19 protein-coding genes and 1 pseudogene are annotated in these 23,669 nt (G+C 66.5%); 3 read left to right on the plus strand and 17 right to left on the minus strand.

What is annotated here, in order from left to right; translation table 11 throughout:
• Window positions 1-130: 130 nt before the first annotated feature.
• The gene (locus tag ACLQI9_RS12995; protein WP_442380460.1) at window positions 131-769 is read left to right on the plus strand and encodes a TetR/AcrR family transcriptional regulator; all 639 of its coding nucleotides are present in this window, start codon (window positions 131-133) and stop codon (window positions 767-769) included.
• Here ACLQI9_RS12995 and proB read toward each other — a convergent pair.
• From proB to ACLQI9_RS13055, 12 genes are all read right to left on the minus strand, one after another.
• Window positions 766-1,875 carry a glutamate 5-kinase gene (proB, locus tag ACLQI9_RS13000; RefSeq protein ID WP_442380462.1) on the minus strand — a complete coding sequence of 370 codons (1,110 nt, stop codon included), beginning with the start codon at window positions 1,873-1,875 and terminating at the stop codon, window positions 766-768. The genes ACLQI9_RS12995 and proB overlap by 4 nt on opposite strands.
• Window positions 1,872-3,314, minus strand: coding sequence for a GTPase ObgE (obgE, locus tag ACLQI9_RS13005; RefSeq protein ID WP_442380464.1), 1,443 nt, complete (start codon window positions 3,312-3,314; stop codon window positions 1,872-1,874). Before obgE ends, proB begins: the two co-directional genes overlap by 4 nt.
• A gap of 66 nt (window positions 3,315-3,380) precedes the next feature.
• Complete coding sequence (rpmA, locus tag ACLQI9_RS13010; RefSeq protein ID WP_442380466.1) at window positions 3,381-3,647, minus strand: 50S ribosomal protein L27; 267 nt, start codon at window positions 3,645-3,647, stop codon at window positions 3,381-3,383.
• A gap of 13 nt (window positions 3,648-3,660) precedes the next feature.
• Complete coding sequence (rplU, locus tag ACLQI9_RS13015) at window positions 3,661-3,972, minus strand: 50S ribosomal protein L21 (RefSeq protein WP_442380468.1); 312 nt, start codon at window positions 3,970-3,972, stop codon at window positions 3,661-3,663.
• Between the two features lie 161 nt (window positions 3,973-4,133).
• Window positions 4,134-7,004: an Rne/Rng family ribonuclease gene (locus tag ACLQI9_RS13020; protein ID WP_442380469.1), complete on the minus strand. Its 2,871-nt coding sequence runs from the start codon at window positions 7,002-7,004 to the stop codon at window positions 4,134-4,136.
• Window positions 7,005-7,298: 294 nt separating this feature from the next.
• Entirely contained in the window at window positions 7,299-7,709 is a 411-nt protein-coding gene (ndk, locus tag ACLQI9_RS13025; RefSeq protein ID WP_442380471.1) for a nucleoside-diphosphate kinase, read from the minus strand.
• A gap of 45 nt (window positions 7,710-7,754) precedes the next feature.
• Window positions 7,755-8,162 carry a DUF4233 domain-containing protein gene (locus ACLQI9_RS13030; protein WP_442380473.1) on the minus strand — a complete coding sequence of 136 codons (408 nt, stop codon included), beginning with the start codon at window positions 8,160-8,162 and terminating at the stop codon, window positions 7,755-7,757.
• On the minus strand, window positions 8,159-9,610 hold the full coding sequence (gene folC / locus ACLQI9_RS13035; protein ID WP_442380475.1) for a bifunctional tetrahydrofolate synthase/dihydrofolate synthase: 1,452 nt from the start codon (window positions 9,608-9,610) through the stop codon (window positions 8,159-8,161). Before folC ends, ACLQI9_RS13030 begins: the two co-directional genes overlap by 4 nt.
• Complete coding sequence (locus ACLQI9_RS13040; protein WP_442380477.1) at window positions 9,607-12,264, minus strand: valine--tRNA ligase; 2,658 nt, start codon at window positions 12,262-12,264, stop codon at window positions 9,607-9,609. The genes folC and ACLQI9_RS13040 overlap by 4 nt, the downstream gene beginning before the upstream one ends.
• Window positions 12,265-12,328: 64 nt before the next feature.
• Complete coding sequence (locus ACLQI9_RS13045) at window positions 12,329-12,901, minus strand: DUF937 domain-containing protein (protein WP_442380479.1); 573 nt, start codon at window positions 12,899-12,901, stop codon at window positions 12,329-12,331.
• 112 nt (window positions 12,902-13,013) lie between these two features.
• Complete coding sequence (locus tag ACLQI9_RS13050; protein WP_442380481.1) at window positions 13,014-14,273, minus strand: saccharopine dehydrogenase family protein; 1,260 nt, start codon at window positions 14,271-14,273, stop codon at window positions 13,014-13,016.
• Window positions 14,270-16,285 carry an alpha/beta fold hydrolase gene (locus ACLQI9_RS13055; RefSeq protein ID WP_442380483.1) on the minus strand — a complete coding sequence of 672 codons (2,016 nt, stop codon included), beginning with the start codon at window positions 16,283-16,285 and terminating at the stop codon, window positions 14,270-14,272. Before ACLQI9_RS13055 ends, ACLQI9_RS13050 begins: the two co-directional genes overlap by 4 nt.
• A gap of 97 nt (window positions 16,286-16,382) precedes the next feature.
• Between ACLQI9_RS13055 and ACLQI9_RS13060 the strand changes: the two genes are divergently transcribed.
• Window positions 16,383-16,778 (plus strand): winged helix-turn-helix transcriptional regulator, encoded by a 396-nt coding sequence (locus ACLQI9_RS13060; RefSeq protein WP_442391750.1) that lies wholly within the window; start codon window positions 16,383-16,385, stop codon window positions 16,776-16,778.
• On the plus strand, window positions 16,775-17,302 hold the full coding sequence (locus ACLQI9_RS13065; RefSeq protein WP_442380487.1) for a PaaI family thioesterase: 528 nt from the start codon (window positions 16,775-16,777) through the stop codon (window positions 17,300-17,302). Before ACLQI9_RS13060 ends, ACLQI9_RS13065 begins: the two co-directional genes overlap by 4 nt.
• 106 nt (window positions 17,303-17,408) lie before the next feature.
• Here ACLQI9_RS13065 and ACLQI9_RS13070 read toward each other — a convergent pair whose 3' ends face one another.
• The 5 genes and pseudogenes from ACLQI9_RS13070 to ACLQI9_RS13090 all read right to left on the minus strand — a co-directional run.
• The gene (locus ACLQI9_RS13070; protein WP_442380489.1) at window positions 17,409-17,990 is read right to left on the minus strand and encodes a transglycosylase family protein; all 582 of its coding nucleotides are present in this window, start codon (window positions 17,988-17,990) and stop codon (window positions 17,409-17,411) included.
• A 1,131-nt stretch (window positions 17,991-19,121) separates the two neighbouring features.
• A complete protein-coding gene (gene mobA / locus ACLQI9_RS13075) occupies window positions 19,122-19,754 on the minus strand; it encodes a molybdenum cofactor guanylyltransferase (RefSeq protein ID WP_442380491.1) in 633 nt (210 codons plus the stop codon).
• A gap of 1 nt (window position 19,755) precedes the next feature.
• Complete coding sequence (locus tag ACLQI9_RS13080) at window positions 19,756-20,841, minus strand: 2-oxoacid:ferredoxin oxidoreductase subunit beta (protein ID WP_442380492.1); 1,086 nt, start codon at window positions 20,839-20,841, stop codon at window positions 19,756-19,758.
• Window positions 20,841-22,808, minus strand: a complete 1,968-nt coding sequence (locus tag ACLQI9_RS13085; RefSeq protein ID WP_442380494.1) for a 2-oxoacid:acceptor oxidoreductase subunit alpha — start codon at window positions 22,806-22,808, stop codon at window positions 20,841-20,843. Before ACLQI9_RS13085 ends, ACLQI9_RS13080 begins: the two co-directional genes overlap by 1 nt.
• 294 nt (window positions 22,809-23,102) lie before the next feature.
• Window positions 23,103-23,522: pseudogene (locus ACLQI9_RS13090) on the minus strand (MFS transporter); the annotation flags it as partial.
• Window positions 23,523-23,669: the final 147 nt, after the last annotated feature.

Consider the following 23,669-nt stretch of genomic DNA (forward strand, 5'->3'; position numbering starts at 1 on the left):
GCGGGACGACGGGCGGCCAATCCTCCTCGGCCATCGACGGCTGAGCCATGAAAGCCATACCCGCCGTCCCTGGGTGAATCGAAGCCTACGGCCGACGGCCCCGAACACCCTGCAAGAAAGGTAAGGAGCCATGCCGTCGGTCACCCGCAAGCCGCAAGCCAGGCGGCAGGAGAGGCGCGAGCAGATCGAACGCCGGCTGCTCGACGCGACCGAACGGCTGATGCGGGACGGTGCCAGCTTCACTGAACTCAGCGTGGACCGGCTGTCTACCGAAGCAGGGATCTCGCGGGCGAGCTTTTACATTTACTTCGAGGACAAAGGCCACCTGCTGCGCCGCCTGGCCGGCCAGGTGTTCGCCGATCTCGCCGAAAGCGCCGAGCGCTGGTGGAGCGTGGCGTGGCGACACGATCCAGATGACGTGCGCGCCGGGATGGCCGCCATCATCGCCAGCTACCGGCGACATCAACCGGTGCTCGTGGCGCTCAACGAGATGGCCGCCTACGACTCGTTGGTGGGCGCGACCTACCGCAATCTTCTGACCGCTATCACCGGGCGGTTGACCCGCGTCATCGAAGAAGGCCAGGCCGACGGCTCAATCCGACGCGAGCTACCCGCCGCCACCACGGCCAGTGCGCTCACCTGGATGGTCGAGCGGACCTGTCAACAGAATCTGCCCACCCAACCGGCCGCGTACGATACGGAGCTTGCTACCACACTGACCGAAATCGTTTGGGCCGCAATATATCTCAAGCCAACAATGAAGTCTTAAACAGCGACGAGATCGTCGGCATGCACGGCGGGCCGGCGCAGCTCGGCAGGCAGCTCTGAGGTGCACCGGCCGATCATGGTGGCCAATTCGGCGGCGTCATAGGCAACCACGCCGCGCGCCACCAGGGTCGCGTCCGGCCCGTTGAGGTCGACAACGTCACCGCCGTGAAAACGGCCGGACAGCGCCGTGATACCCGCGGGCAGCAGTGAGCGGCGTTGGCCCACCACGGCGCGCACGGCGCCGTCATCCAGGGTCAGCGCACCGACGGACTCCGCGGCGTAGCGCACCCAGAACCGACGCGCCGACATCCGGTTGGGCCGCGCGGCGAACGCCGTGCCCACCGAGGCGTCGGCCAATGCGGTCGCGGCGTCCGCGGCGGCCGCCAGCAGCACCGGCACCCCGGCGTCGGCGGCCAGCAGCGCTGAGGACACCTTCGACGCCATCCCGCCGGTGCCCAGGTGGCTGCTTTGTCCCGCAACCACGCCGTCGAGGTCGGCCGGCCCGGACACCTCCGCGATGAAGCGCGATCCGCGGGCCTTGCGCGGATCGGAGTCGTAGAGGCCGTGGATGTCGCTCAGCAGCACCAACGCGTCGGCGCCGACCAGGTGGGCCACCAAAGCTGAGAGGCGGTCGTTATCGCCGAACCGGATTTCGTTGGTGGCCACCGTGTCGTTCTCGTTGACGATCGCCACGGCATGTAGCGCCCGCAGCCGGTCCAGGGTGCGCTGGGCGTTGGTGTGCTGCACCCGCATCGAAATGTCGTGCGCGGTCAGCAAGACCTGCCCAACGCTGCGCTGGAAGCGGGCGAATGCGGTGCTCCACGCGTTCACCAGCGCGACCTGCCCGACGCTGGCCGCCGCCTGTTTGGTGGCCAGGTCGGTGGGCCGCTTGGTCAGCCCGAGCGGCTCAATGCCGGCGGCAATGGCCCCGGAGGAGACGATGACGACGTCGGAGCCGGCTTTCATCCGGGCTTCGATGGCCTCGGCGAGCCCGGCCAGCCTGCCGGCGTCGAACATGCCGGTCGGCGTGGTCAACGCGGTGGTGCCGACCTTGACCACGACGCTTCGTGCGGTGCGGATGGCCGCGCGCGCTGCGGTGCCGGTCATGACTGCTTGCCGGGCTCGCGGCGCCGGCGGCGGGCCGCCTTGCGTTCGGTAGCGCCGACGCGGTCGGTGCTTTCCAGCCGGGCATCGGTGCCACGCGCAGACATCGTGGTGTCAACGCCGGACGGCGTCTGCGGCTCCCAGTCGAAGGTGACCTCGCCGATCGTGACCGCGCATCCCGGCCGTGCGCCCAGCCGCATCAGTTCGTCCTCGACACCGAGACGTGCCAGCCGGTCGCCGAGGTAGCCGACCGCCTCGTCGTTCTCGAAGCTGGTCTGGGCGATCCAGCGTTCCGGCCGCCGGCCGCGGACCACGAAGCCACCCTGCCCGTCGGACTCCACCGTGAAACCCGACTCGTCAACCGGGATCGGGCGGATCACCGGCCGTCGCGGCACCACCACCGGCTGTGCGGCGTGATACTGCGACACCATGTCGGCGAGCCCAAAGATCAACGGCTGCAGCCCTTCCCTGCTGACCGTCGACACCAGGAACACCGGCCAGCCACGCGCGGCGATGTCGTCGCGAACGAACTCGGCCAACTCGCGGGCCTCCGGCACGTCGATCTTGTTGAGCACCACCGCCCTTGGCCGCTCGACGAGGTCGCCGAGGGCGGAATCTCCTTGCAGCGTGGGCGTGTACGCGGCCAGTTCGGCTTCCAGCGCGTCGATGTCGGACACCGGGTCGCGGCCGGGTTCGGCGGTGGCGCAGTCAACGACGTGCACCAGCACGGCACACCGCTCGATGTGCCGCAGGAACTCCAGGCCCAGGCCGCGACCTTGCGACGCACCCGGGATCAGGCCCGGCACGTCGGCGACGGTGAAGGTGCGCTCCCCCGCCGAGACCACGCCCAGGTTGGGAGCGAGTGTGGTGAAGGGGTAGTCGGCGATCTTCGGCTTGGCCGCCGAGATCGTCGACACCAAAGAGGATTTGCCGGCCGACGGGAATCCGATCAACCCGACGTCGGCGACGGTCTTGAGTTCGAGCGTGAGATCGCGGGATTCTCCCTTTTCGCCGAGCAGTGCAAAACCCGGCGCCTTGCGGGCCCGCGAGGCCAGCGCGGCGTTGCCCAGCCCGCCGCGACCTCCGGCCGCGGCTTCGAAGCGGGTGCCTGCGCCGACCAGGTCGGCGAGCAATCGGCCGTCCTCGTCGAGCACGACGGTGCCATCGGGGACGTTCACTTCCAGATCGGCGCCGGCGGCCCCATCGCGGTTACCGCCCATCCCCTGCTTGCCCGAAGCCGCGACGATATGCGGCCGGAAGTGGAAGTCCAGCAAGGTGTGCACCTGCGGGTCGACGACCAGCACTACGCTGCCGCCGCGGCCACCATTGCCGCCGTCGGGACCGCCGAGCGGCTTGAATTTCTCGCGGTGGACCGAGGCGCAGCCGTTACCGCCGGAGCCCGCCCGGGTGTGGATGACGACGCGGTCGACAAACCGAGGCATCGGGGTTCCTCTACTTCGTCGAGGGTGAAGCTAGTCCAGCCTCACGCTCGCGACGCTCAGTCGGTCCTAGTCAGTAGTCGTCGGGGTCGTGACGATGCTGATCGTCTTGCGTCCCCGCTTGACCCCGAACTGGACGGCGCCAGCCGCCTTGGCGAACAACGTGTCGTCGCCGCCGCGGCCGACGTTGACTCCTGGGTGGAAGTGCGTGCCGCGCTGGCGGACGATGATCTCGCCGGCCTTGACGGTCTGACCGCCGAACCGCTTGACGCCCAGCCGCTGAGCGTTGGAATCGCGCCCGTTACGTGAGCTGGACGCGCCCTTCTTGTGTGCCATGTCTGTCGCCTCGCTACTTGATGCCGGTGACCTTGAGAACCGTCAGCTGCTGACGGTGGCCCTGGCGCTTGTGGTAACCGGTCTTGTTCTTGAACTTGTGGATACGAATCTTGGGGCCCTTGGTGTGCTCGAGCACCTCACCGGTCACCGCGACCTTGGAAAGCGCGGCGGCATCGGAAGTGACGGTGGCACCGTCGACGACCAGTGCGACCGGCAGCGACACCTTGGCGCCGGGCTCGGAGTCGAGCTTCTCGACCTTGACGACGTCTCCGACCGCGACTTTGTACTGCTTGCCGCCGGTCTTGACGATTGCGTAGGTCGCCATGGTTACGTCTACCTCTTCTTCTAGTTCTTCGGGTCCTTGCGGGCGCCGCGCTACCAACGGTGCGCGATGGGTCTTGGAGTGCCGGCCAAAACCCGGTCAGCGGGCCTGGCGACAACTGGTCAAGGGTACGTGACCAGCGGCTAAAGGGTCAAACCGGTCGGTCAGTCCTCATGGATCGGTGGGCCGGCCGGCCGGGCCGCGGCCCGACGCCGGCGCGGTTGCGCGGCGGGCGCGGTGACGGCGGATTCGCGGTCGGAGTCGTCGGAATCCGAGTCGTCGCCGTCGTCGGAGTCATCGGAGTCGTCGCCGTCCAAGTCGTCGTCGAGGTCGAGGTCGTCGTCCTCATCGTCGTCTTCGTCGTCATCCTCGAGGTCCTCATCGTCGAGGTCCTCATCGTCGAGGTCGACCTCGTCGTCTTCATCGGTGTCGTCTTCATCGGTGTCGTCTTCATCGGTGTCGTCGAAGTCGCCATCCTCCAGGTCTTCTTCCGCGGCCTCACGTGCGACCTGTTGCTGGATCTGTCCATCGGTTTCGGCGTCTTCCCGGTCATGCTCGACGACTGCCTCATCGACGTCCTCGGTGCGCTCGGCGTCGTCGGATTCGTCATCGTGGCGACCGTTGGCCGCGGCCATTGCCTTGAACATCGGATGTTCGCCGGGAGTGTGGACCGGCACTTTGGCCACTGCCTGCTCGTCGGACTTGCCCTTCTTGGAACGCCGGCCCCGCTTGCCGCCCGACTCGGATTTGCGACCGGTCGCCGGCGCGGAGTCGACGGGATCAGCGTGCAGCGTTATTCCGCGGCCGCCGCAGTGCGGACACGTCGTAGAGAACGCCTCGATTAGCCCTGTTCCCAGCCGCTTGCGAGTGAGCTGCACCAGCCCCAACGAGGTCACTTCGGACACCTGATGACGAGTGCGGTCACGAGCCAGCGCCTCGGTCAACCGACGCAGCACCAGGTCACGGTTGGACTCGAGCACCATGTCGATGAAGTCGATGACGACAATGCCGCCAATGTCGCGAAGCCGCAGCTGGCGCACGATCTCCTCGGCCGCTTCGAGGTTGTTCTTGGTCACGGTCTGTTCGAGGTTGCCACCGGACCCGGTGAACTTACCGGTGTTGACGTCGACCACCGTCATCGCCTCGGTTCGATCGATCACCAACGTTCCACCCGAGGGCAGCCATACCTTGCGGTCCATCGCCTTGGCGAGTTGCTCGTCGATGCGGTGCACCGCGAAGACGTCGGGGCCCGCCTGTCCCTCAGAAAGCCCAGCGGCCTCGTATTTATTCAGCTTCGAAACAAGCTCGGGGGCAACCGAATTCACGTACTCGTTGATGGTGGTCCAGGCTTCTTCGCCGGACACGGTCAGCTGAGCGAAGTCCTCGTTGAACAAGTCGCGGATCACCTTGACCAGGACGTCGGGCTCTTCGTACAGCGCCACGGCGGCGCCGGCCGCCTTCTCCTTGGTCTCCTCCGCCTGCGCGGCGATCTGCGTCCACCGATCCTGCAACCGGGTCACGTCCGCGCGGATGTCATGCTCTTTGACGCCCTCTGAGGCGGTGCGGATGATCACCCCTGCGTCCGACGGCACCACTTCACGCAGGATCTCTTTGAGCCGTTGGCGTTCGGTGTCGGGAAGCTTGCGGCTGATGCCGGTCGACGATGCGCCCGGCACGTACACCAGGTAGCGACCGGCTAGCGACACCTGGGTGGTGAGTCGAGCGCCCTTGTGACCGACCGGGTCCTTGCTGACCTGCACCACGACGTAGTCGCCGGGCTTGAGGGCCTGCTCGATTTTGCGGTTGGACCCGCCCAGGCCGGCGGCCTCCCAGTTCACTTCGCCGGCGTAGAGCACGCCGTTTCGGCCGCGGCCGATGTCGACGAACGCCGCCTCCATCGACGGCAGCACGTTTTGCACGATACCCAGGTAGATATTGCCCACCAAGGAGGCAGAGGCCGCGCTGGTGACGAAGTGTTCGACGACGATGCCGTCCTCGAGCACCGCGATCTGGGTGTACCGGCTGCCAGGATGCGGTGGTTCGGTGCGGACCTTGTCCCGCACCACCATCACCCGCTCGACCGCTTCGCGGCGGGCCAGGAATTCGGCTTCGGTCAGGACGGGCGGGCGGCGGTGTCCGGCGTCGCGCCCGTCGCGGCGGCGTTGCCGTTTGGCCTCCAGCCGGGTCGAGCCGTCGATGCCCTGGATCTCGGCGTTGCCGGACCCACCGCCGGAGTCGGACTTCTCCTTGGCGCGGGGTGACCGCTCGTGCACCACGGTGTTCGGTGGGTCGTCGGGTGATGGGCTGTCATCGGAGTCGTCGCCGGAACCGGATTTGCGGCGACGACGGCGTCTGCGACGCTTGCTGGCGCCTTCGCCGGAGCCGTTGTCGTCATCGCCGTTTTCGGAATCGTCGTCGTCGTCGGAGTCGGCGTCGGCGTTGTCAGCCGACGCCGCGTCCGACTCGTCCGATTTGCCGCCGTCGCCGCCGGCCTCGTCGCCCTTGTCGGCTCCGTTCTGCTCGCCACGACCGCGGCCCCGTCCGCGACGCCCGCGGCGGCGACGCCGGTTGGCGGGACGTTCGCCCTGCTCGTCGTCGTCGCTGTCGAGGTCGTCATCGTCGGAATCCGCGGAGTCGTCGGCGTCGGCCACGTCCTCGTCTCTCGCGACCGGCTGGGGCGCGACGAAGAGCGGCATGTACTCGGGGCGTTCGGCGGCGGTATCTGGGGCCGCCAGCATCAGCCGCGACTCGGGCTCATCCACCGCAGCGGCCGCCTCGGCCTCGGTCGCGACCACCGCCGCGGCGGCAGTAACCGGTGCGCCGCCCAGCAGGTCGCGCACCCGGACCGCGTCGACGCGGTCCACGGTGGAGTGCGCGCTACGGATCCGCCCGTCGAGTTCGGTCAGTGCTTCGAGCACCCTTTTGCTGGTCGTCCCGAGCGCTCTCGCCAACGAATGGACCCTTAGCCGATCAGGCAGGTCCTCGTGCTGCGACGAGTCTTCTGGGAGCTCTGAGGATGGGCCACCGTCTATCACGTATTCTCCTCAAGCCCCCGGGCGCGTCATGCGACGCGGCCACGCGAGGGCTTTGCTATGTGTCCGGGTTACTTCTCCCGAACTTGTGATGGTCTCGCTCCGAGCGGCTCATGTCGAACGCGCTCGGCGCCGGTTTGAATGATGGCTGGACAGTCGGCGCCGCATCGCGGGTAGGCGGTGGTCGCGCTTGTCGAAGTCTTCATTCGGGCGTCGGAAGCCGGTCCGGCGACGTTCACCCGACACTTAGTATCCCATACCGCCGGGGCGACCCGGACCGAGTCCGGCGACCCGCGGTCAGGCTTGAGAGAACCAGAGCGCGATCTCATGCTCTGCCGACTCCTGCGAATCGGATCCGTGCACGAGGTTGAACTGCGTTTCGAGGCCGAAATCGCCCCGGATGGTGCCGGGCGCAGCCTTCTCGACCGGGTCTGTTGCGCCGGCCAGTTGCCGCACCGCCGCGACTGCCCGCGGGCCCTCCACGATCGCCACAACCAGCGGTCCGGACGTGATGAACTCCAACAGGGACGCGAAAAACGGCTTGCCGTCATGCTCGGCGTAGTGCGAGCGGGCCAGCTCGTCGCTGATAACGCGCATTTCCAGCGCCGCGACGGTCAGGCCTTTGTGCTCGATACGGCCGATGATCTCGCCTACCAGGCGTCGCTCGACCCCGTCGGGCTTGATCAACAGGAGTGTCCGCTGACTCACGGCGGACAGCGTACCGAACCGCCGACTCGCGCCGACCACAGCGGATCACTCCGGTGGGCCTTCTTGGCCTGGGAGGAGCCCGCGTCGCTGCCTGCGCAGAACCTCGGCCCGGAAATAAATGATCAGCGCCCAGACCGCGGCAAACAATATTCCGATGAAACCGACCCCCGGGTAGACCAGGAAGCCGGCGAGCGGTACCAGTTGCACGGCCAGGTCCACCCAGATGGCCCATGACCGGCCCTGCAGCCCGGCGAGCACGATCAGGACCGCCACCAAACCCAGCAGGTATCCCAACGCGAACGGCGTCAGCCCACCACCGACCACGCCGACCACCGGCAACGCCAGCAGGACCACGATCGCCTCCAGGATCAGCGTCCCGGCCGTCACCCCACGGAAGCTTTTCCACGGATCCGGCGTCGGGCCATCACCTGGTTGCGGGAGCGGGCGCGTCACGCCGGATCACGACCGAACAACGTACGTGCAACCCCGGCGGTGACCACCGAGCCGGTGATCACGATGCCGGTCCCGGAAAACGCGTCGCCCCCGACTTCGGCATCTGCCCCATCTACAAAGGCGTCGTCAACCAGCGCGATCGCGGTATCGATTGCGGCAGGCAGGTTCTCGGCGGTGATCACCCGGTCGGGTCCGAACCACTGCTGTGCGGCCAACGCCAGCGACTCGACATCCAGGGCGCGCGGCGATCCGTTGTGAGTGATCACGATCCGATCGAGCACCGGCTCCAGGACGGCGAGGATGCCGCCGACGTCCTTGTCGGCCAGCACGCTGACCACCCCGACCAGGAACCGGAAATCGAACTCCTCAGCCAGCGTCTGAGCCAGCGCCGCCGCGCCCGCCGGGTTGTGCGCAGCGTCGATGAATACCGTTGGGGCGCTGCGCATGCGCTCCAACCGGCCCGGACTGGTGGCGGCGGCGAATCCGGCCCGAACGGCATCGACATCGAGTTGACGCTGCGCACCGGCACCGAAAAACGCCTCGACCGCGGCCAGCGCCAGCGCGGCGTTGTGGGCCTGATGTTCCCCATGTAGCGGCAGATAGACATCGGAGTACACCCCGCCGAGACCCTGCAGCTGCAGCACTTGGCCGCCGATGGCGACCTGACGGCCCAACACCGCGAATTCCGAGTCCTCGCGGGCGACCGCGGCGTCGGCGCGCACGGTTTGCGCCAGCAGCACCTCCATTGCCTCGGGTACCTGCCGACCGATCACGGCCACGGTGTCGGGCGCGCCCTCGTCGGCCTTGGTGATGATGCCGGCCTTCTCGCCGGCGATCCCGGCGATATCGCCGCCGAGGTATTCGACGTGGTCGATGCCGATCGAGGTGATGACCGCGACCGGCGCGTTGACCACATTGGTGGCATCCCAACGACCGCCCAGACCCACCTCCACGACTGCGACCTCGATCGGCGCGTCGGCGAACGCTGCGAACGCCATCGCGGTGAGGACCTCGAACTTGCTCATCGCCGGGCCGCCGTCGTTCTGCGACTGCCGGTCGATTATCTGCACGAACGGCTCGATCTCCCGGTAGGTGTCCACGTACTGGGCCGGGCTGATCGGGTGCCCGTCGATCGCGATCCGCTCCACCGCCGACTGCAAATGCGGGCTAGTGGTCCGACCGGTGCGCCGCTGCAACGCGGTCAGCAGGGCGTCGACCATCCGCGCCACCGAGGTCTTGCCGTTGGTGCCGGCGATATGAACCGACGGGTAGCCGCGTTGGGGTGAGCCGAGTAGATCCATCAACGCAGTGATGCGGGTAAGGCTGGGTTCGATCTTGGTTTCCGGCCAGCGCTGGTCGAGCAAATGCTCGACCTGCAGTAAGGCCGCGATCTCATCTGGGGTCGGAGTCCCGCCGGTGGATCCTGAGTCGGACGGCTCCAAAGTCACTGCAGCCCGGCCAACCTGGCCGTTATCCGCTCAGTTTCCTCGCGGGCCACTCGCTGACGCTCTCGTTGCTTGTCTACGACGGCGGCCGGCGCCTTTGCCATGAAGTCGGCATTGCCCAATTTGGTGGTGGTGGAAGCCAGTTCCTTGTGCGCGGCGGCCAGATCCTTTTCCAGGCGCCGACGTTCGGCCTCCACATCGATGGTGCTCGAGGTGTCGAGTTCGACGACGACGATGCCACCGCTCAGGCCGACCTCAAGCGAAGCCGACGCGGTGAATTCCGGCCCGGGCGCGGTCAGCCACGCCAACGAGCTGACCGAGCCCGACTGGGCGCTCAGGTCGGCGATGCCCGACAGCCGGGCGGGCACTTTCTGCCGGTCCGCCAAACCCTGGTCGCTGCGGAAGCGGCGGATCTCGGTAACCAGCTTCTGCATGTCGGTGATCCGCTGCGCGGCAGCCCTATCCAGGCTGACACCGGAAGGCTCCGGCCAGTCGGCGATCACCAGCGACTCGCGGCCGGTCAACGCCTGCCACAGCGCCTCGGTGATGAACGGGATCACCGGATGCAGCAACCGCAGCAGGGTGTCCAGCACGGCGGCCAGCACCGCGGTGGTCTGCGTGAGGCCGTTGGCCAGCTGCGTCTTGGCCAGTTCGACGTACCAGTCGCAGAACTCATCCCAGGTGAAGTGGTAGAGAGCCTCGCAAGCCCGGCTGAACTCATATCCGTCGAAGGCCGAATCAATCTCGGCGCGAACTTCTTCCAACCGTCCCAGGATCCAGCGGTCGGCGTCGGTCAATTCGGCGAGATCAGGCAACGGGGCGAGACGGGCGCCGTTGAGCAACGCAAACCGGGTTGCGTTGAACAGCTTGGTGCCGAAATTGCGCGACGCCCGCACGTGATCCTCGCCGATCGCGAGATCGCCACCGGGACTGGCGCCGCGGGCCAGCGTGAACCGCAGGGCGTCGGCGCCGTAAATGTCCAGCCAATCCAGCGGATCGACGACGTTGCCCTTGGACTTGCTCATCTTTCGACCGGCCTCGTCACGGATCAGTCCGTGCAGGAAGACGTCAGTGAAAGGCACCTGCGGACCTCGGCGGCCGTCCTGGGTGATGGCGTCGTCAGCGCCGACGAAGGTGCCAAACATCATCATCCTGGCCACCCAGAAGAACAAGATGTCGTAGCCGGTCACCAGAACGCTTGTTGGATAGAACTTTTCGAGTTCCGGTGTCTTCGACGGCCAGCCCAAAGTGGAGAACGGCCACAGCGCCGACGAGAACCAGGTGTCCAGGACGTCGGGGTCCTGCTCCCAACCGTCGGGAGGTGTCTCGTCCGGGCCCACGCACACCTGCTCACCGTCGGGCCCGTACCAGATTGGGATACGGTGACCCCACCAGAGCTGCCGCGAGATGCACCAGTCATGCATGTCGTCAACCCAGGCGAACCAGCGCGGCTCCAGACTGGCGGGGTGAATCACGGTGTCGCCGTTGCGCACGGCGTCGCCGGCAGCCTTGGCCAAGGATTCCACCCGGACCCACCACTGCAGCGACAGCCGCGGTTCAATCGGCTCGCCGCTGCGCTCCGAGTGTCCGACGCTATGCAGGTAGGGGCGTTTCTCTTCGACGATCCGGCCCTGCGCCGCAAGAGCTTCGCGCACCGCGACGCGGGCATCGAAGCGGTCCAGCCCGTCGAACTGTGTTGCGGTGTCGACGATCCGGCCCTTGGTGTCCATGATCGACGGCATTGGCAGCTGATGCCGCAGCCCGATCTCGAAGTCGTTCGGGTCGTGGGCAGGCGTGACTTTGACTGCGCCGGTGCCGAACTCGGGGTCGACATGATCGTCGGCGACGATGACGAGCTGCCTTTCCAGGAACGGGTGCGGCAGCGTGGTGCCAACCAGCCCACGGTAGCGCTCGTCGTCGGGATGAACCGCAATCGCGGTGTCCCCCAACATCGTCTCCACCCGGGTGGTGGCCACCACGATGTGCGGCTCGGAGTCGTCGAGCGAGCCGTACCGGAACGACACCAGTTCGCCTTCGACGTCCTCGTATCGGACTTCGAGGTCCGAGATCGCGGTTTCCAACACCGGCGACCAGTTCACCAGGCGCTCGGCCCGATAGATCAGACCGGCGTCATAGAGCCGCTTGAAGATGGTCCGCACCGCCCGCGAGAGTCCGTCGTCCATGGTGAAGCGCTCGCGGCCCCAGTCCACCCCGTCGCCCAGCCGGCGCATCTGGCCACCGATGGCACCACCGGAGTCGCGCTTCCAATCCCACACCTTGTCGATGAACAGCTCGCGACCGAAGTCCTCCTTGGTCTTGCCGTCGACCGCGAGCTGCTTTTCCACGACGCTCTGCGTCGCGATGCCCGCGTGGTCCATCCCCGGCTGCCACAGCACCTCGTAGCCCTGCATGCGCTTGCGGCGGGTCAGCGCATCCATCATGGTGTGCTCAAGTGCATGACCCATGTGCAGGCTGCCGGTCACGTTCGGCGGCGGCAGCACGGTCGAGTACCCGGGCTTTGGGCTGGTCGGGTCCGCAGCAAAGTAGCCCGCGTCGAGCCAACGTTGATAGATCGCGCTTTCGGCCGCGCCCGGATCCCACGCCTTGGGCAGGGCTTCAGCCCGCTCGTCGGCGGCGGGTTCGGGGCTAGCGGTCACCCACCAATTCTAGAAAGCACCGAGGTTTGCAACGAACACCGCCCGCAAGCGGCGCCGTACCTGGTTACTTCTTGCCCCCGAACAGTCCACCGAGGATGTCGCCTGCCTTGGAGCCCAAAACATTGCCCAACACGCTACCCAGCGATTTGTTGCCGCCCATCCCGCCAAGGATGCTGCCCAACACGTCGTTGAGCGCCCCGCCGCCGGCCGCCTCTGTCGCGGGAGCTCCGCTCTTTCCGGTGAGTTGCTTTCCGACGTACGCCAGCACGATCGGCGCCAAGATCGGCAACAGCTGCTTGAGCAGATCGCTGTTGCCTCCGCCGCCGCCGGCCAGCGCACTGGCGACCTGGGCCGCGTCATTGCCGCCGAAGATCCTCGCGATCGCCTGCTGACCGTCCTTCTCGTCGACCTGGTCGACGCTCACGCCGCCGTCGAGCAGGCCGCTGGCGGCGTGGCTGTCAGCTGCGGACTCGATTTTGCTGGCGTGATCGGGGTCCTGCGCGTTCTCGTGCAGTCCGCCGACCAGCACCGGCACCAGCAGTTGAACCGCTTGGTTGACCTCGGCTTCATCAACGCCGATCTTGCTTGCGATGTCGCTCGTGGGAATCTGAGCTAAAAGATCTTCAAGGCCAGACATGGACCCGTCCACCTAACGTTGCTGGGATGCTGTGCTTACTCGATAACGACACTAGTCGGACCCGAAGCGGTCCGACAGCGGTTCGTTGGACCAGATTCAATACAGCGCGGCGTCAGCGTGGCGTCAGCCGGGCGGTTTCCAGCGACACCCCCGCCGCCGGCAGCCGGGCCAGTAGCGCCTCCCCCATCGCGGCTGCGGGTGTCAGCACGCCACGTAGCTCCGAGAGCTCGTCGCGGTCCATAGCCAGCGCCAGACCGCTTTCCCCCAACAGCACCGAGGTGGCCTGGTATCCGGGGTCGCCACGCTGGGCGATGGTGGCGATATAACGGGCGCCGGTGGTCGTGGTGGTGTAGGTCTCGGCCTTGTAGAAGCCGCGCTCGCGAGCGGCCGCGCTGGGGCCGGTGCCCGGTTTGGGCAGCACCCGCTCCACCAGCCGGGATGGCAGCAGCCGGAAATAGCGGCTGCCCAGCCCGGTCACCGTGTTCCCGACCCCGTTGACGACCGCTGACGCCACCGGCGCCACGGCCGAGGACCCCAGATTCATGTGCTCGCTGTAACGGAATTGCCTGCCGTAAGCCCACTCTTGTAATGCGTTGCTGCGTCGAACAATTCGAGTGTTGGTGGGCGCCATCGCAAATCCGGCCGTCCACAAACCGGTGAGCTCCGGCGCGATCTGGCGACCACGGCGCCACCGCAGGTCGGGCTGAGCGCCGAGTTCGGGTTCCGCGTCGCGGTCCGGGCTCAGTGTGTAGGGGTCCGCGAACTGACGACGGGCGTCGGGGTTACTGGAGACGGTGCGCATCACTTCCACCGCCGACGCGATGGTGCCGCCGGAGAATCCACCGGACACGGATCGAACCACAAAATCGGTCTTGCCGAGCTCGCCGGCGCCGTCTTCGCGTGCCCGCCGGTATAGCGCGTACACGGTGAGATCCGAAGGGATCGAATCGAATCCACACGCGTGCACAATGCGGGCGCCGGTATCAAGCGCCTGCTTGTGGTACAGGTCGATGCTGTCGCGAACGAACGGCGGCTCGCCGGTCAGGTCGGCGTAATCGGTGCCCGCCGCCGCGCACGCGCCGACCAGCGGGAGGCCATATCGGCTGTAGGGCCCGACGGTGGTGACGACCACCCGCGTCTGCGCGGCCATCGCATCCAGAGTCGACGGCGAGGAGGCATCCGCCACCAGAACCGGCCAAGACTGGGCCGACTCCCCCAAGGTTTCCCGGATCGCGCGCAGGCGTTCGCTCGACCGGCCGGCCAGTGCGATCCGCGCGCCCCCGGCGGCGCGGGCCAAGTATTCGGCGGTCAGCTTGCCCACAAAACCGGTTGCCCCGTACAAGACGATGTCGTATTCGCGCGTCTCGGTCACAGGCGCGACGGTACTCCGAGCGTCTCGGGCAACTCGCCACTCTCCCCCATCACATGCTCGGCCAGAAAGGCGATCACCACCTGGTACCAGATCTTCGTGTGCTGTGGCGCGACCACCCAGTGGTGCTCCGACGGGAAGTACAGGAACCGGTGCGGACTGCTGCCATCCTTGCCGGCCGGCAGCGCCGATTTGGCGAGCAGCTCGTACCACAGCCGCAGGCCCTCGCCGATCGGCACGCGGTAATCCTTGTCGCCGTGGATGACCAGCATCGGCGTGCAGATCCGGCCGACGAACTGGTGCGGTGAGTTGGCAACGGTTATCTCCGGCGTCATCTCACGGCGCCAGTAGTAGGCGTGATCGGTTGTCGGACTGAATTGGTCCAGCGCCCACAGGCTGGCATGGGTCACGATCGCGGCAAACCGGTTCGTGTGGCCGGCCATCCAGTTGGCCATGTAGCCGCCGAACGAGCCACCCATCGCGGCGACCCGGGTCGGATCAATGCGCGGGTGAGCACAGGCCGCGTCGGTGGCGGCCATCAAATCGTCGAACGGCGGTCCGCCCCAAGCTCCCCAGCCACGCTGAATGAATTCCTGGCCGTAGCCGGTCGACAGCGCCGGATCCGGCAGCAGCACCGCGTAACCTTGCGCGGCCAGCAGCCATGGGTTCCATCGCCATGACCAGCTGTTCCAACTACCCAGCGGTCCGCCGTGGATCCACAACACCAGCGGGGCGGGTGCTGAATCTTCCGCGTCCGCCGGCAGCACCAACCACGATCGCAGCAGCGTTCCATCTGCGGCGGCCGCGGTGACATCGGTCAAAGTTCCTGGCAGCGTTGGCAAGTCGACGCATCGCAGCACGGTGATAGCGCCACCGGGATCGATCCGCACCGGATGCGGCGGGGCCGCATATGAGCTGCGCAACGCATACAGCACACCGCCCGGCGCGGCGACGACGTCCGTGTAGGCGAAGTCGTCGTCGGTGAGCTGCGTGACCGTCGACGTCGACAGCTCGACGACGAATACCGGTGCCCGGCCGTCCTGATCGGCCGTGACAACCAGCGAGGTGCCATCGCTCGACCAGGTTATCGACGTTGGCCGGCGATCCCATGTTTCGGCCACCGATCGCGTTTGGTCGCCGAATCGCAGGTATTGCAGCGTCATCCGAGGAGCAAGGTCTGGAGTGGTGATGGTTTCTCGGGTGAACGTGATCGCCGACCCGTCTGGCGAGATTGCGGGGTGTTCGAGGTCGGCGTCCGGATCGTCGGCGATCACGCGGCGTTCCCCGGAAGCCAGGTCGACCCGCACCAGCACCGAGCGCTCGGTGGCTTCGGGCCCGGGGATCCGCCACGTCGTCACCAGGAATCGGCCGTCGGCGCTGATATCAAATACGGCGTCATCGAATCCGGCTTCACGCAGCGCTCCGCCGGGCTGTGGAGTCAGATCACGCAGGTCCGCCGCGTCGAAGAGATGCGGTTCATCCGGGCCAAGGTCCTTGTCCCAGAAGCGCACCGGATACCCGGAGTGCAGGATCGCACTGACGTTGTTGTCGTTGCGCAGATTGCGCAGCCGCCGGTCGTCTTCGACGTCGCGCGCCGACGGCAACAGCGGGGCGCCGATAACCGCAGCGTCGGCGCCGCGGGCGGTGCGTACCACGCTCACACCACCGGGCATGCTCAGCACTTCGATGGCCTCGCCGCCGTCTGCGGGCAGTCGCCACAGCGAGGCCGGTGGCTTGTCGGTGTTGTCGGCGGTAGGTCTCGAGGAGACGAACAGCAGGTCGCCGTCGACGGTGAACGCCGGTGAGGAGTCCCCGTTCGCGCCACGGGTGAGTCGGCGTGCGAGCCTGTCGCCGGTCGGATCGACTTCCCAGACGGCGCTGACGTACTCGGTGCGTGTGTCGTTGAGTTCGGCCACGGTGGTCACCACCCGCGACCCATCCGCCGAGACTGCCAGACCCGAGACGCGTGGCAGTGCTAGGTAGTCGTCGACGTTGTCGAATGCCGTTGCGGTCACGTGTCGTTGCTAACACAACGCGGCGCTTGGCGCGGTGTGCGCTACCTGACGCGTCGTAAGTTTGATTTCCAAACTCATCGCTGACATGCTGGTGCGCATGCCGGCTGTCACGCTGGCCGAGCTGCCCGGCCGGCCGTGTCCCATCGCCGCCGCGCTGGAATTGGTCGGCGAGCGGTGGGCGTTGCTGATCGTTCGCGAGCTGGCGCTGGGTAACAGCCGGTTCGAGGAGATCGTTCGCGGCACCGGCGCGCCCAGGGACCGGGTGGCGGCCCGGCTGAAGGCGCTGGCCGAGGCCGGGGTAATCCAGCGTTTCCGGTATCAGGCAGCGCCACCACGGTTCGCCTACCAGCTCACGGAGTCGGGCCGCGCGCTGCTGCCGGTATTGGATGCGTTGCTGGCCTGGGGCCTCGACCACGCGGTCGCTCACAGCGACCCGGACCGCCACCGCTACCACTGGGCAATAGCCGAGCAGCGAGCAGGAAGGACACCATGACCACCGCCAACGACGGCACGGAAAACGAGCTCTCGGGGCCGCAACGCTCACGCACAGTGACGTGGCATGACCCCGGCCCCGGCACAGCGCGCGGCCTGGCCACGGCCGGGATCGACTATCTCAAGGCGATGATCGCCGGGGAGCTTCCGCCACCGCCGATGGCCGCGCTCATGCAATTCGCTCTCGTTGACGCAGAACCCGGCAAGGTCGTGTTCACCTGCCGACCGGACGGGTCGGTGTACCACCCGAACGGTGGCGTCCACGGCGGCCTGGTTTGCACGCTGCTGGATTCCGTCGCCGGGTTAGCTGTACACAGCACGCTGCCGGCCGGCAAGGGCTACACGTCGATCGAGATCAAGGTCAATTACCTCAAGGCGGTGCGGCTCGGCGCCGGCCCGTTGACCGCGACCGGCACGGTCGTGAAGTCCGGCTCGCGGGTGGCCTTTACCGAGGGCGTCGTCACCGACGCGTCGGATGCGATCGTGGCGACCGCTACCAGCACCCTGCTGGTGTTCGACCTATAGCTACTGGCGCGCAGCGCTCCGGCGACGGGGCTCAGTTAGCCGCGTGAGACGCCTGACGGCGGTGGCGGGCTAGAGCCCGGCCACCGCCGTCAGTTTGCAGCCTGGGTCAGCCGCGCCGGCCGCAGACCGGCCAAGCACCGATGCCCTGCGAGTGCAGCACGTTCTCGGCCACCCGGATCTGCTCAGCGCGGCTCGAGCCGTTCGGGGATCCCGAACCACCGTTGGCCCGCCAGGTGCTCGGGGTGAACTGCAGACCGCCCGAGTAGCCGTTACCGGTGCTGATCCCCCAGTTGCCACCCGACTCGCAGGAAGCGATCGCGTCCCAGTTCACGCTGTAGGCCTTGATGGGAGCCTTGGCCGGTGCGGGCGCGTCATCGGCAGGCGGGGCCGGGGGCGCAGGCGCATCCGGTGCGGGCGCAGCGTCCGGAGCCGGCGGCGCAGGCGCATCGGGAGCCGGCGCGTCGGCAGCAGGCGCGGCATCGGGAGCAGGTGCGTCCGGAGCAGGCGCAGCGTCCGGAGCAGGCGGAGCCGGCATAACGTCGGCAGCCTCGAAGGGCGCGCCGACCGTGTTCGGGTCCCAACGCATGTCGTCTGCCGCGAATGCGGTGGCGTTGGAGAGGGTAAGTGGGGCCGCAGTGAGCACCCCGGTGATCGCAGCCATGGTGAGCGCCTGGCGGACGTTCTTCAACAGCGTTCCTTTCGCGGGTGCGCGCGCCGAAATAGGCCCAGCGATGTGGGCGGGTGCCTGTGTCCAGGCGGGGTTGATGCTTCGAATCGCGCCGTCTCGTTCGGGCACGACAGCGGGGGCGTGAGCCGCCGACCGGGTTGCTGCCCGACGGCGACGCGGAGGCGTCGCCGCCGTCCGCAGCCCCCGCTCACACGCGGGTCCGTGGATTCGATTTTTGTTTTGCCTTTTCTGGCCGAAATGGACCGTACGAGACCGGATTGCATTCGTCATCTCACGACACGCCGCTATCTCGGACCAATAACGGGTCGATTACGGCCGTGTCAGCTAATTGTCTTCGCAGGTCACACGTGTATTTGTCGCCCGCGTCAACGCCTTGGCGCACAAGTGTGATCGTGAGCCAAATCACGCATTTTTTGTGAACTGCGCCACGTCTTTGCCGCAGCCAAACCGATCGGTTCGGGGCGCCGCGCGGCTACCGCCTTGCGCTTCGGACGATGACCCGCTCGGCATGTTAGCCAGACCGGTCGCAAGGCGGATTGGCCGCACGGTCGCGGCCGGCGGTTCGATGCAACGGAGTGATGCCCGAAAATTTCAACTGGACAACAGCTTTCGAAGATCATCGCTCAGGCCCGCGGGACGGCCGCAGATCAGCCGTTCGGCCGGTGCAACACGCGTGCCTAGCCTCGTTCACAAGGGAGATAGTCGCTTAAATAGTTGTGCTCCAACAGATTTAGACCGCCACCCGGCCGACGAGCCGGCTTCGACGTAGGCCGCGGCGCGGATCCTCATCGGAGCTGTGGGCGACTCGCTGACATCCCCGATGCCAATTTGCCGGAAATCGTCCGACCATCCGCCTTTGCGAGGGGCGCGGCCCGCCGTAGCAACGTCCGCACACGATCGCTGGACGGCTCAAATATCCGCTGCCGCAACGTGATCCAAATGAAGCTAGACATTTGAATGGTGTATGAATTCATGCCGATCACAGCGTTCATTAATTGAATTTACCGTAATTAATAACTGGTCTATCGAGCAACGTTTTATTGCAGATGAATTTCCATCGCGTGAATTTATCGAATAATTGTTAGAAGCGTCGCGAACAAATTGAGCGCGCGTAAAAGAGGGTCTGACCCGTCAGCGCCCGGCCCGCAGCGGTGCGCGCAGATCGGCGGCCGAGTCGACGTTGGTCAGCCAGCGGGACTCGGGTATGACGATTCGTTGCGCATCGACCCGGTCGACCAATGCGCGCATGTTCCGCTCCCCGGCGGCTATCAACGCGTCGACCTGTGCGGCCAGCTCGGTCCGGTACACCGCGGCCAGGTAGTGATCGCGACCGTCCCACGGCAACACGACATCGGCATCCAATTCGACGGCCCGGCCTTCGAGCAGATCGATCAGATCGGCGCTAAGGAACGGCATATCGGCGGCGCACAGAAACGCCCGCTTGGCACCGGCCTCGGCGGCGGCATGTAATCCGCGGGCGGTGGCGAGCAGCGGACCCAGTCCACGCACGTCGTCGCGCACCACGCGCGCCTGCAGTTTCGGCAGGGCTTGTCCCGGCGCTGCGACGACGAAAACCGGCTGACACCGCTCCCCGACGACGCTGACCACTTGCTCGACCATTGTGGTGGGCGGTTCGGAGCCGTCTTTGGAGCCGAGAAGATCGGCGGGCACCGGCATGGTGGCCTTGTCCCGGCCCATCCGTAACGACGCTCCCCCGGCCAACACCACACCGGCCAACGAAGCCGGCTCAGCCACGGGTGTCATCTCAGTTCACAGTCCAGGTGTCGCGCCCGTGCAACAGCGACTGCAACGCGGCGCGGTCGGCCAGCTTGGACTCCTGCGCGGCGCGGACCTGTGCCCGGGCCGCGTCATCGTAGCTGGGCCGATTGACCTGACGGAAGATGCCCATCACGGTGTGCTCGAGGTTCTGCTCGGATAGCCGCGAGAGCGCGAACGCGTAAGCGGAATCGGCGGCGTGCGCGTCGTGCACCACGATCTCGTCGACGCTGACGTCGGCGGTCTTGGCCACTTCGAGCCCGTACCCGGACCGCACCACGCAGTATTCGCGGTTGGCGCCGAAGATGACCGGGTCACCGTGGCGGATGTTGATCACCCGTTCCTCGGCACCCTCTTTGCGCAGCGCGTCGAACGAGCCGTCGTTGAAAATCGGGCAGTCCTGCAGGATCTCGACCAGCGCGGACCCGCGATGCTGCGCCGCGGCCCGCAAAACCTCGGTCAGTCCGTTGCGGTCGGAGTCTAGCGCGCGGCCGACGAAGCTCGCCTCGGCGCCGAGCGCCAGCGATACCGGGTTGAAAGGCTGGTCGAGTGATCCCATCGGCGTCGACTTGGTGACCTTGCCGACCTCGGATGTCGGCGAGTACTGACCCTTGGTGAGGCCGTAGATCCGGTTGTTGAAAAGCAGGATGGTCACGTTGACGTTGCGGCGCAGGGCGTGGATCAGATGGTTGCCGCCGATCGACAGCGCGTCCCCGTCGCCGGTAACCACCCAGACCGACAGGTCCTCACGCGCCAGCGCCAGACCCGTCGCGATCGCCGGCGCACGGCCGTGGATCGAGTGCAGGCCATAGGTTTCCAGGTAGTAGGGGAACCGGCTCGAGCAGCCGATACCGCTGACGAAGACGATGTTCTCGCGGCGCAGTCCAAGCTCGGGCAGGAAGTTCCGAATCGTGTTGAGGATGACGTAGTCGCCGCAACCGGGGCACCAACGGACCTCTTGGTCACTGGTGAGGTCCTTGGCCTTCTGCGGTTGGTCGGAGGTGGGCACACCGTAGTTCTTGGACAGCACGTCCGGCAGCCCGAGATCCACGCCCGCGCCGATCAGGTCAGTCATCAGTTAGCTCCCGCTCCGACCGTGGCCGCCGCCAATCTCGCGACCATCGTCTTGTCTTGCTCGATTTCGGCCAGTGTGCCGCCTAGCGCGGCGCGGATGAGGCGCCCCACCTCGTCGGCCAGGAACGCAACGCCCTGGACCTTGGTAACCGATTGGACGTCGACCAAGTACTTGCCGCGCAGCAGCAGCGCCAGTTGGCCCAAGTTCATCTCGGGTGCCACCACCTGCGGGTAACGCCGCAGTACCTCGCCCAGGTTGGCCGGGAATGGTCTGAGGTACCGCAGATGGGCATGGGCAACCTTGACGCCGTTGCGTCGCGCACGTCGGCACGCCTCTCCGATCGGACCGTAGGAACTGCCCCACCCGATCAGCAGCAGTTCGGCGTCTCCGGTCGGATCGTCGACTTCCAGGTCGGGAACGGAGATGCCGTCGATCTTGGCCTGGCGCAACCGCACCATGAGGTCGTGATTGGCCGGCTCGTAGGAGATTTCGCCCGAACCGTTCGCGGCTTCCAACCCGCCGATGCGGTGTTCTAGACCGGGAGTACCCGGTACGGCGAATTGCCGAGCGAGGGTGTCTGGGTCGCGAGCATACGGCTGGAACGGCTCGTCGGGCTTGGCGAAGACGTGGTTAATGGGCTCCAGCGTGTCGACGTCCGGGATTCGCCACGGCTCTGAGCCATTGGCAATTGCCCCGTCCGACAACACAATTACCGGGGTGTGATAGGACACCGCGATGCGCACCGCCTCCAGGGCGGTCTCAAAGCAGTCCGACGGCGACCGCGGCGCTAGCACCGCCACCGGCGATTCCCCATTGCGGCCGTACAGCGCCTGCAGCAAGTCAGCCTGCTCGGTCTTGGTCGGCAGGCCGGTCGACGGACCGCCCCGCTGCACGTCGATGACAAGCAACGGCAGCTCGGTCATCACCGCCAGTCCAAGCGCTTCGGCCTTCAGCGACAGGCCGGGTCCCGACGTGCTGGTGACTCCGAGCGCGCCGCCATAAGCGGCGCCAATTGCAGCGCAGATCCCGCCGATCTCGTCTTCCGCCTGGAAGGTGATCACATTGAAGTTCTTGTGCTTGGAGAGCTCGTGCAGAATGTCCGATGCCGGCGTGATCGGATAACTGCCGAGGACGACCTGAATGTCGGCCAGCTGACCGGCGGCGACGATTCCGTAAGCCAACGCAGTGTTGCCGGAGATCTGCCGGTACTCACCTGCGGGCAGCTTCGCCGCCGAAACCTCGTAGGTGACGGCGAAGGCCTCGGTGGTTTCCCCATAGTTCCACCCCGCCTTGAGGGCCAGCACGTTGGCCTCGGCGACGTCGGGCTTGCGGGCGAACTTCTCCCTGATGAATTGCTCGCTGGTTTCGATCGGCCGCCCATACATCCACGACAACAGGCCCAGCGCGAACATGTTCTTGGCGCGCTGGCCGTCTTTCTTCGTCGCGCCGATGAGCTCGACGGCACCCAGCGTCAAGGTGGTCATCGGGACGGCCTCGACCTTGTAGTCGGACAGTTCGCCGGTTTCCAGCGGGTTGTCCTGGTAGCCGACTTTGGCCAAGTTGCGCTTGGTGAATTCGTCGGAGTTGGCGATCACCAGCCCGCCGAGGGGCAGGTCGGAGATGTTGGCCTTCAGTGCCGCCGGGTTCATCGCGACCAACACGTCGGGCCGGTCACCGGCGGTGAGGATGTCGTGGTCAGCGATTTGGATCTGGAACGACGAGACCCCCGGCAGCGTGCCCTGCGGCGCGCGGATCTCGGCCGGATAGTTCGGTTGGGTCGCCAGGTCGTTACCGAAAAGCGCCGCCTCGGAAGTGAACCGGTCGCCGGTGAGCTGCATGCCGTCGCCGGAGTCCCCGGCGAAACGGATGACGACTTTTTCCAGTTTTTCCCGTTCGGGCAGCGCGCCATTAGCTCGGTGTGAATCTGGGTGAGATTCTGACCTGGCTCCGTTGTCGTTCGGACCCACGTCCCCGCCTTCCATCGCTGTTCACCGCACGGGCACGTTGCGGCTACCGGTGCGCACCGTCTTCAGTGAACCCCGGCCGGGTTTATGTCACTGGCGGTACCGATTATTGCACTGTTCTTAGGGATTCAGTGACGCTGATACACACCGCCACGTTACCGCTAACTGCCTAAAATACGAGGTCAGACACACGCGATCGGTGGATCTTCGGACAAAGTGTGGTGTTCGTCACTTTTGCTGGCACGCGAACTCTAAGAATCGAAGCTACGCGCCGGTAACATTTGCTAGCGGCTTGCCCTAACCCCTCCCTCCCCCATTCGGGGGAGGCGCGGTCGCCGCGTCGTCGGCACGTTTCGCGGCATTCGGCCCGGTTTCGGGCATGGCGACCAAGTAGAGCGTCAACCCCGCCCGGGCCAGCGCGCCCAGCGAGATGAACGCCGCGTGGTAGCCAGCGACCACCACAATCCACCCGGCGACGATGTTCGACAGGGCCGCGCCGACTCCCCATGCCGTCGTCACTGCGCCCAGGCTGACGTTGAATCGCCCGGTCCCGTGCGTGAGATCCTGCACGACGATCGGGAACAGCGCGCCGAAAACTCCGGCTCCGACGCCGTCGAGGACCTGCACGCCGACCAGCCAGTGCGAGTTGTCGGAAAACGTGTAGAGGGAGCCGCGCGCCGTCAGGACGGCGAACGCGACGAGAAAGATCGCGCTACGCGCTCTGCATCGTCGCAGGGCTCGGCTGGATTGCCCGGCTCCTCAGCATCGCGCTACGCGCTCTGCATCGTCGCAGGGCTAGGCTGGATTGCCCGGCTCCTCAGCATCGCGCTACGCGCTCTGCATCGTCGCAGGGCTAGGCTGGAT

The organism is Mycobacterium sp. (assembly GCF_052143115.1).
In the GTDB taxonomy this organism is placed as follows: domain Bacteria; phylum Actinomycetota; class Actinomycetes; order Mycobacteriales; family Mycobacteriaceae; genus Mycobacterium.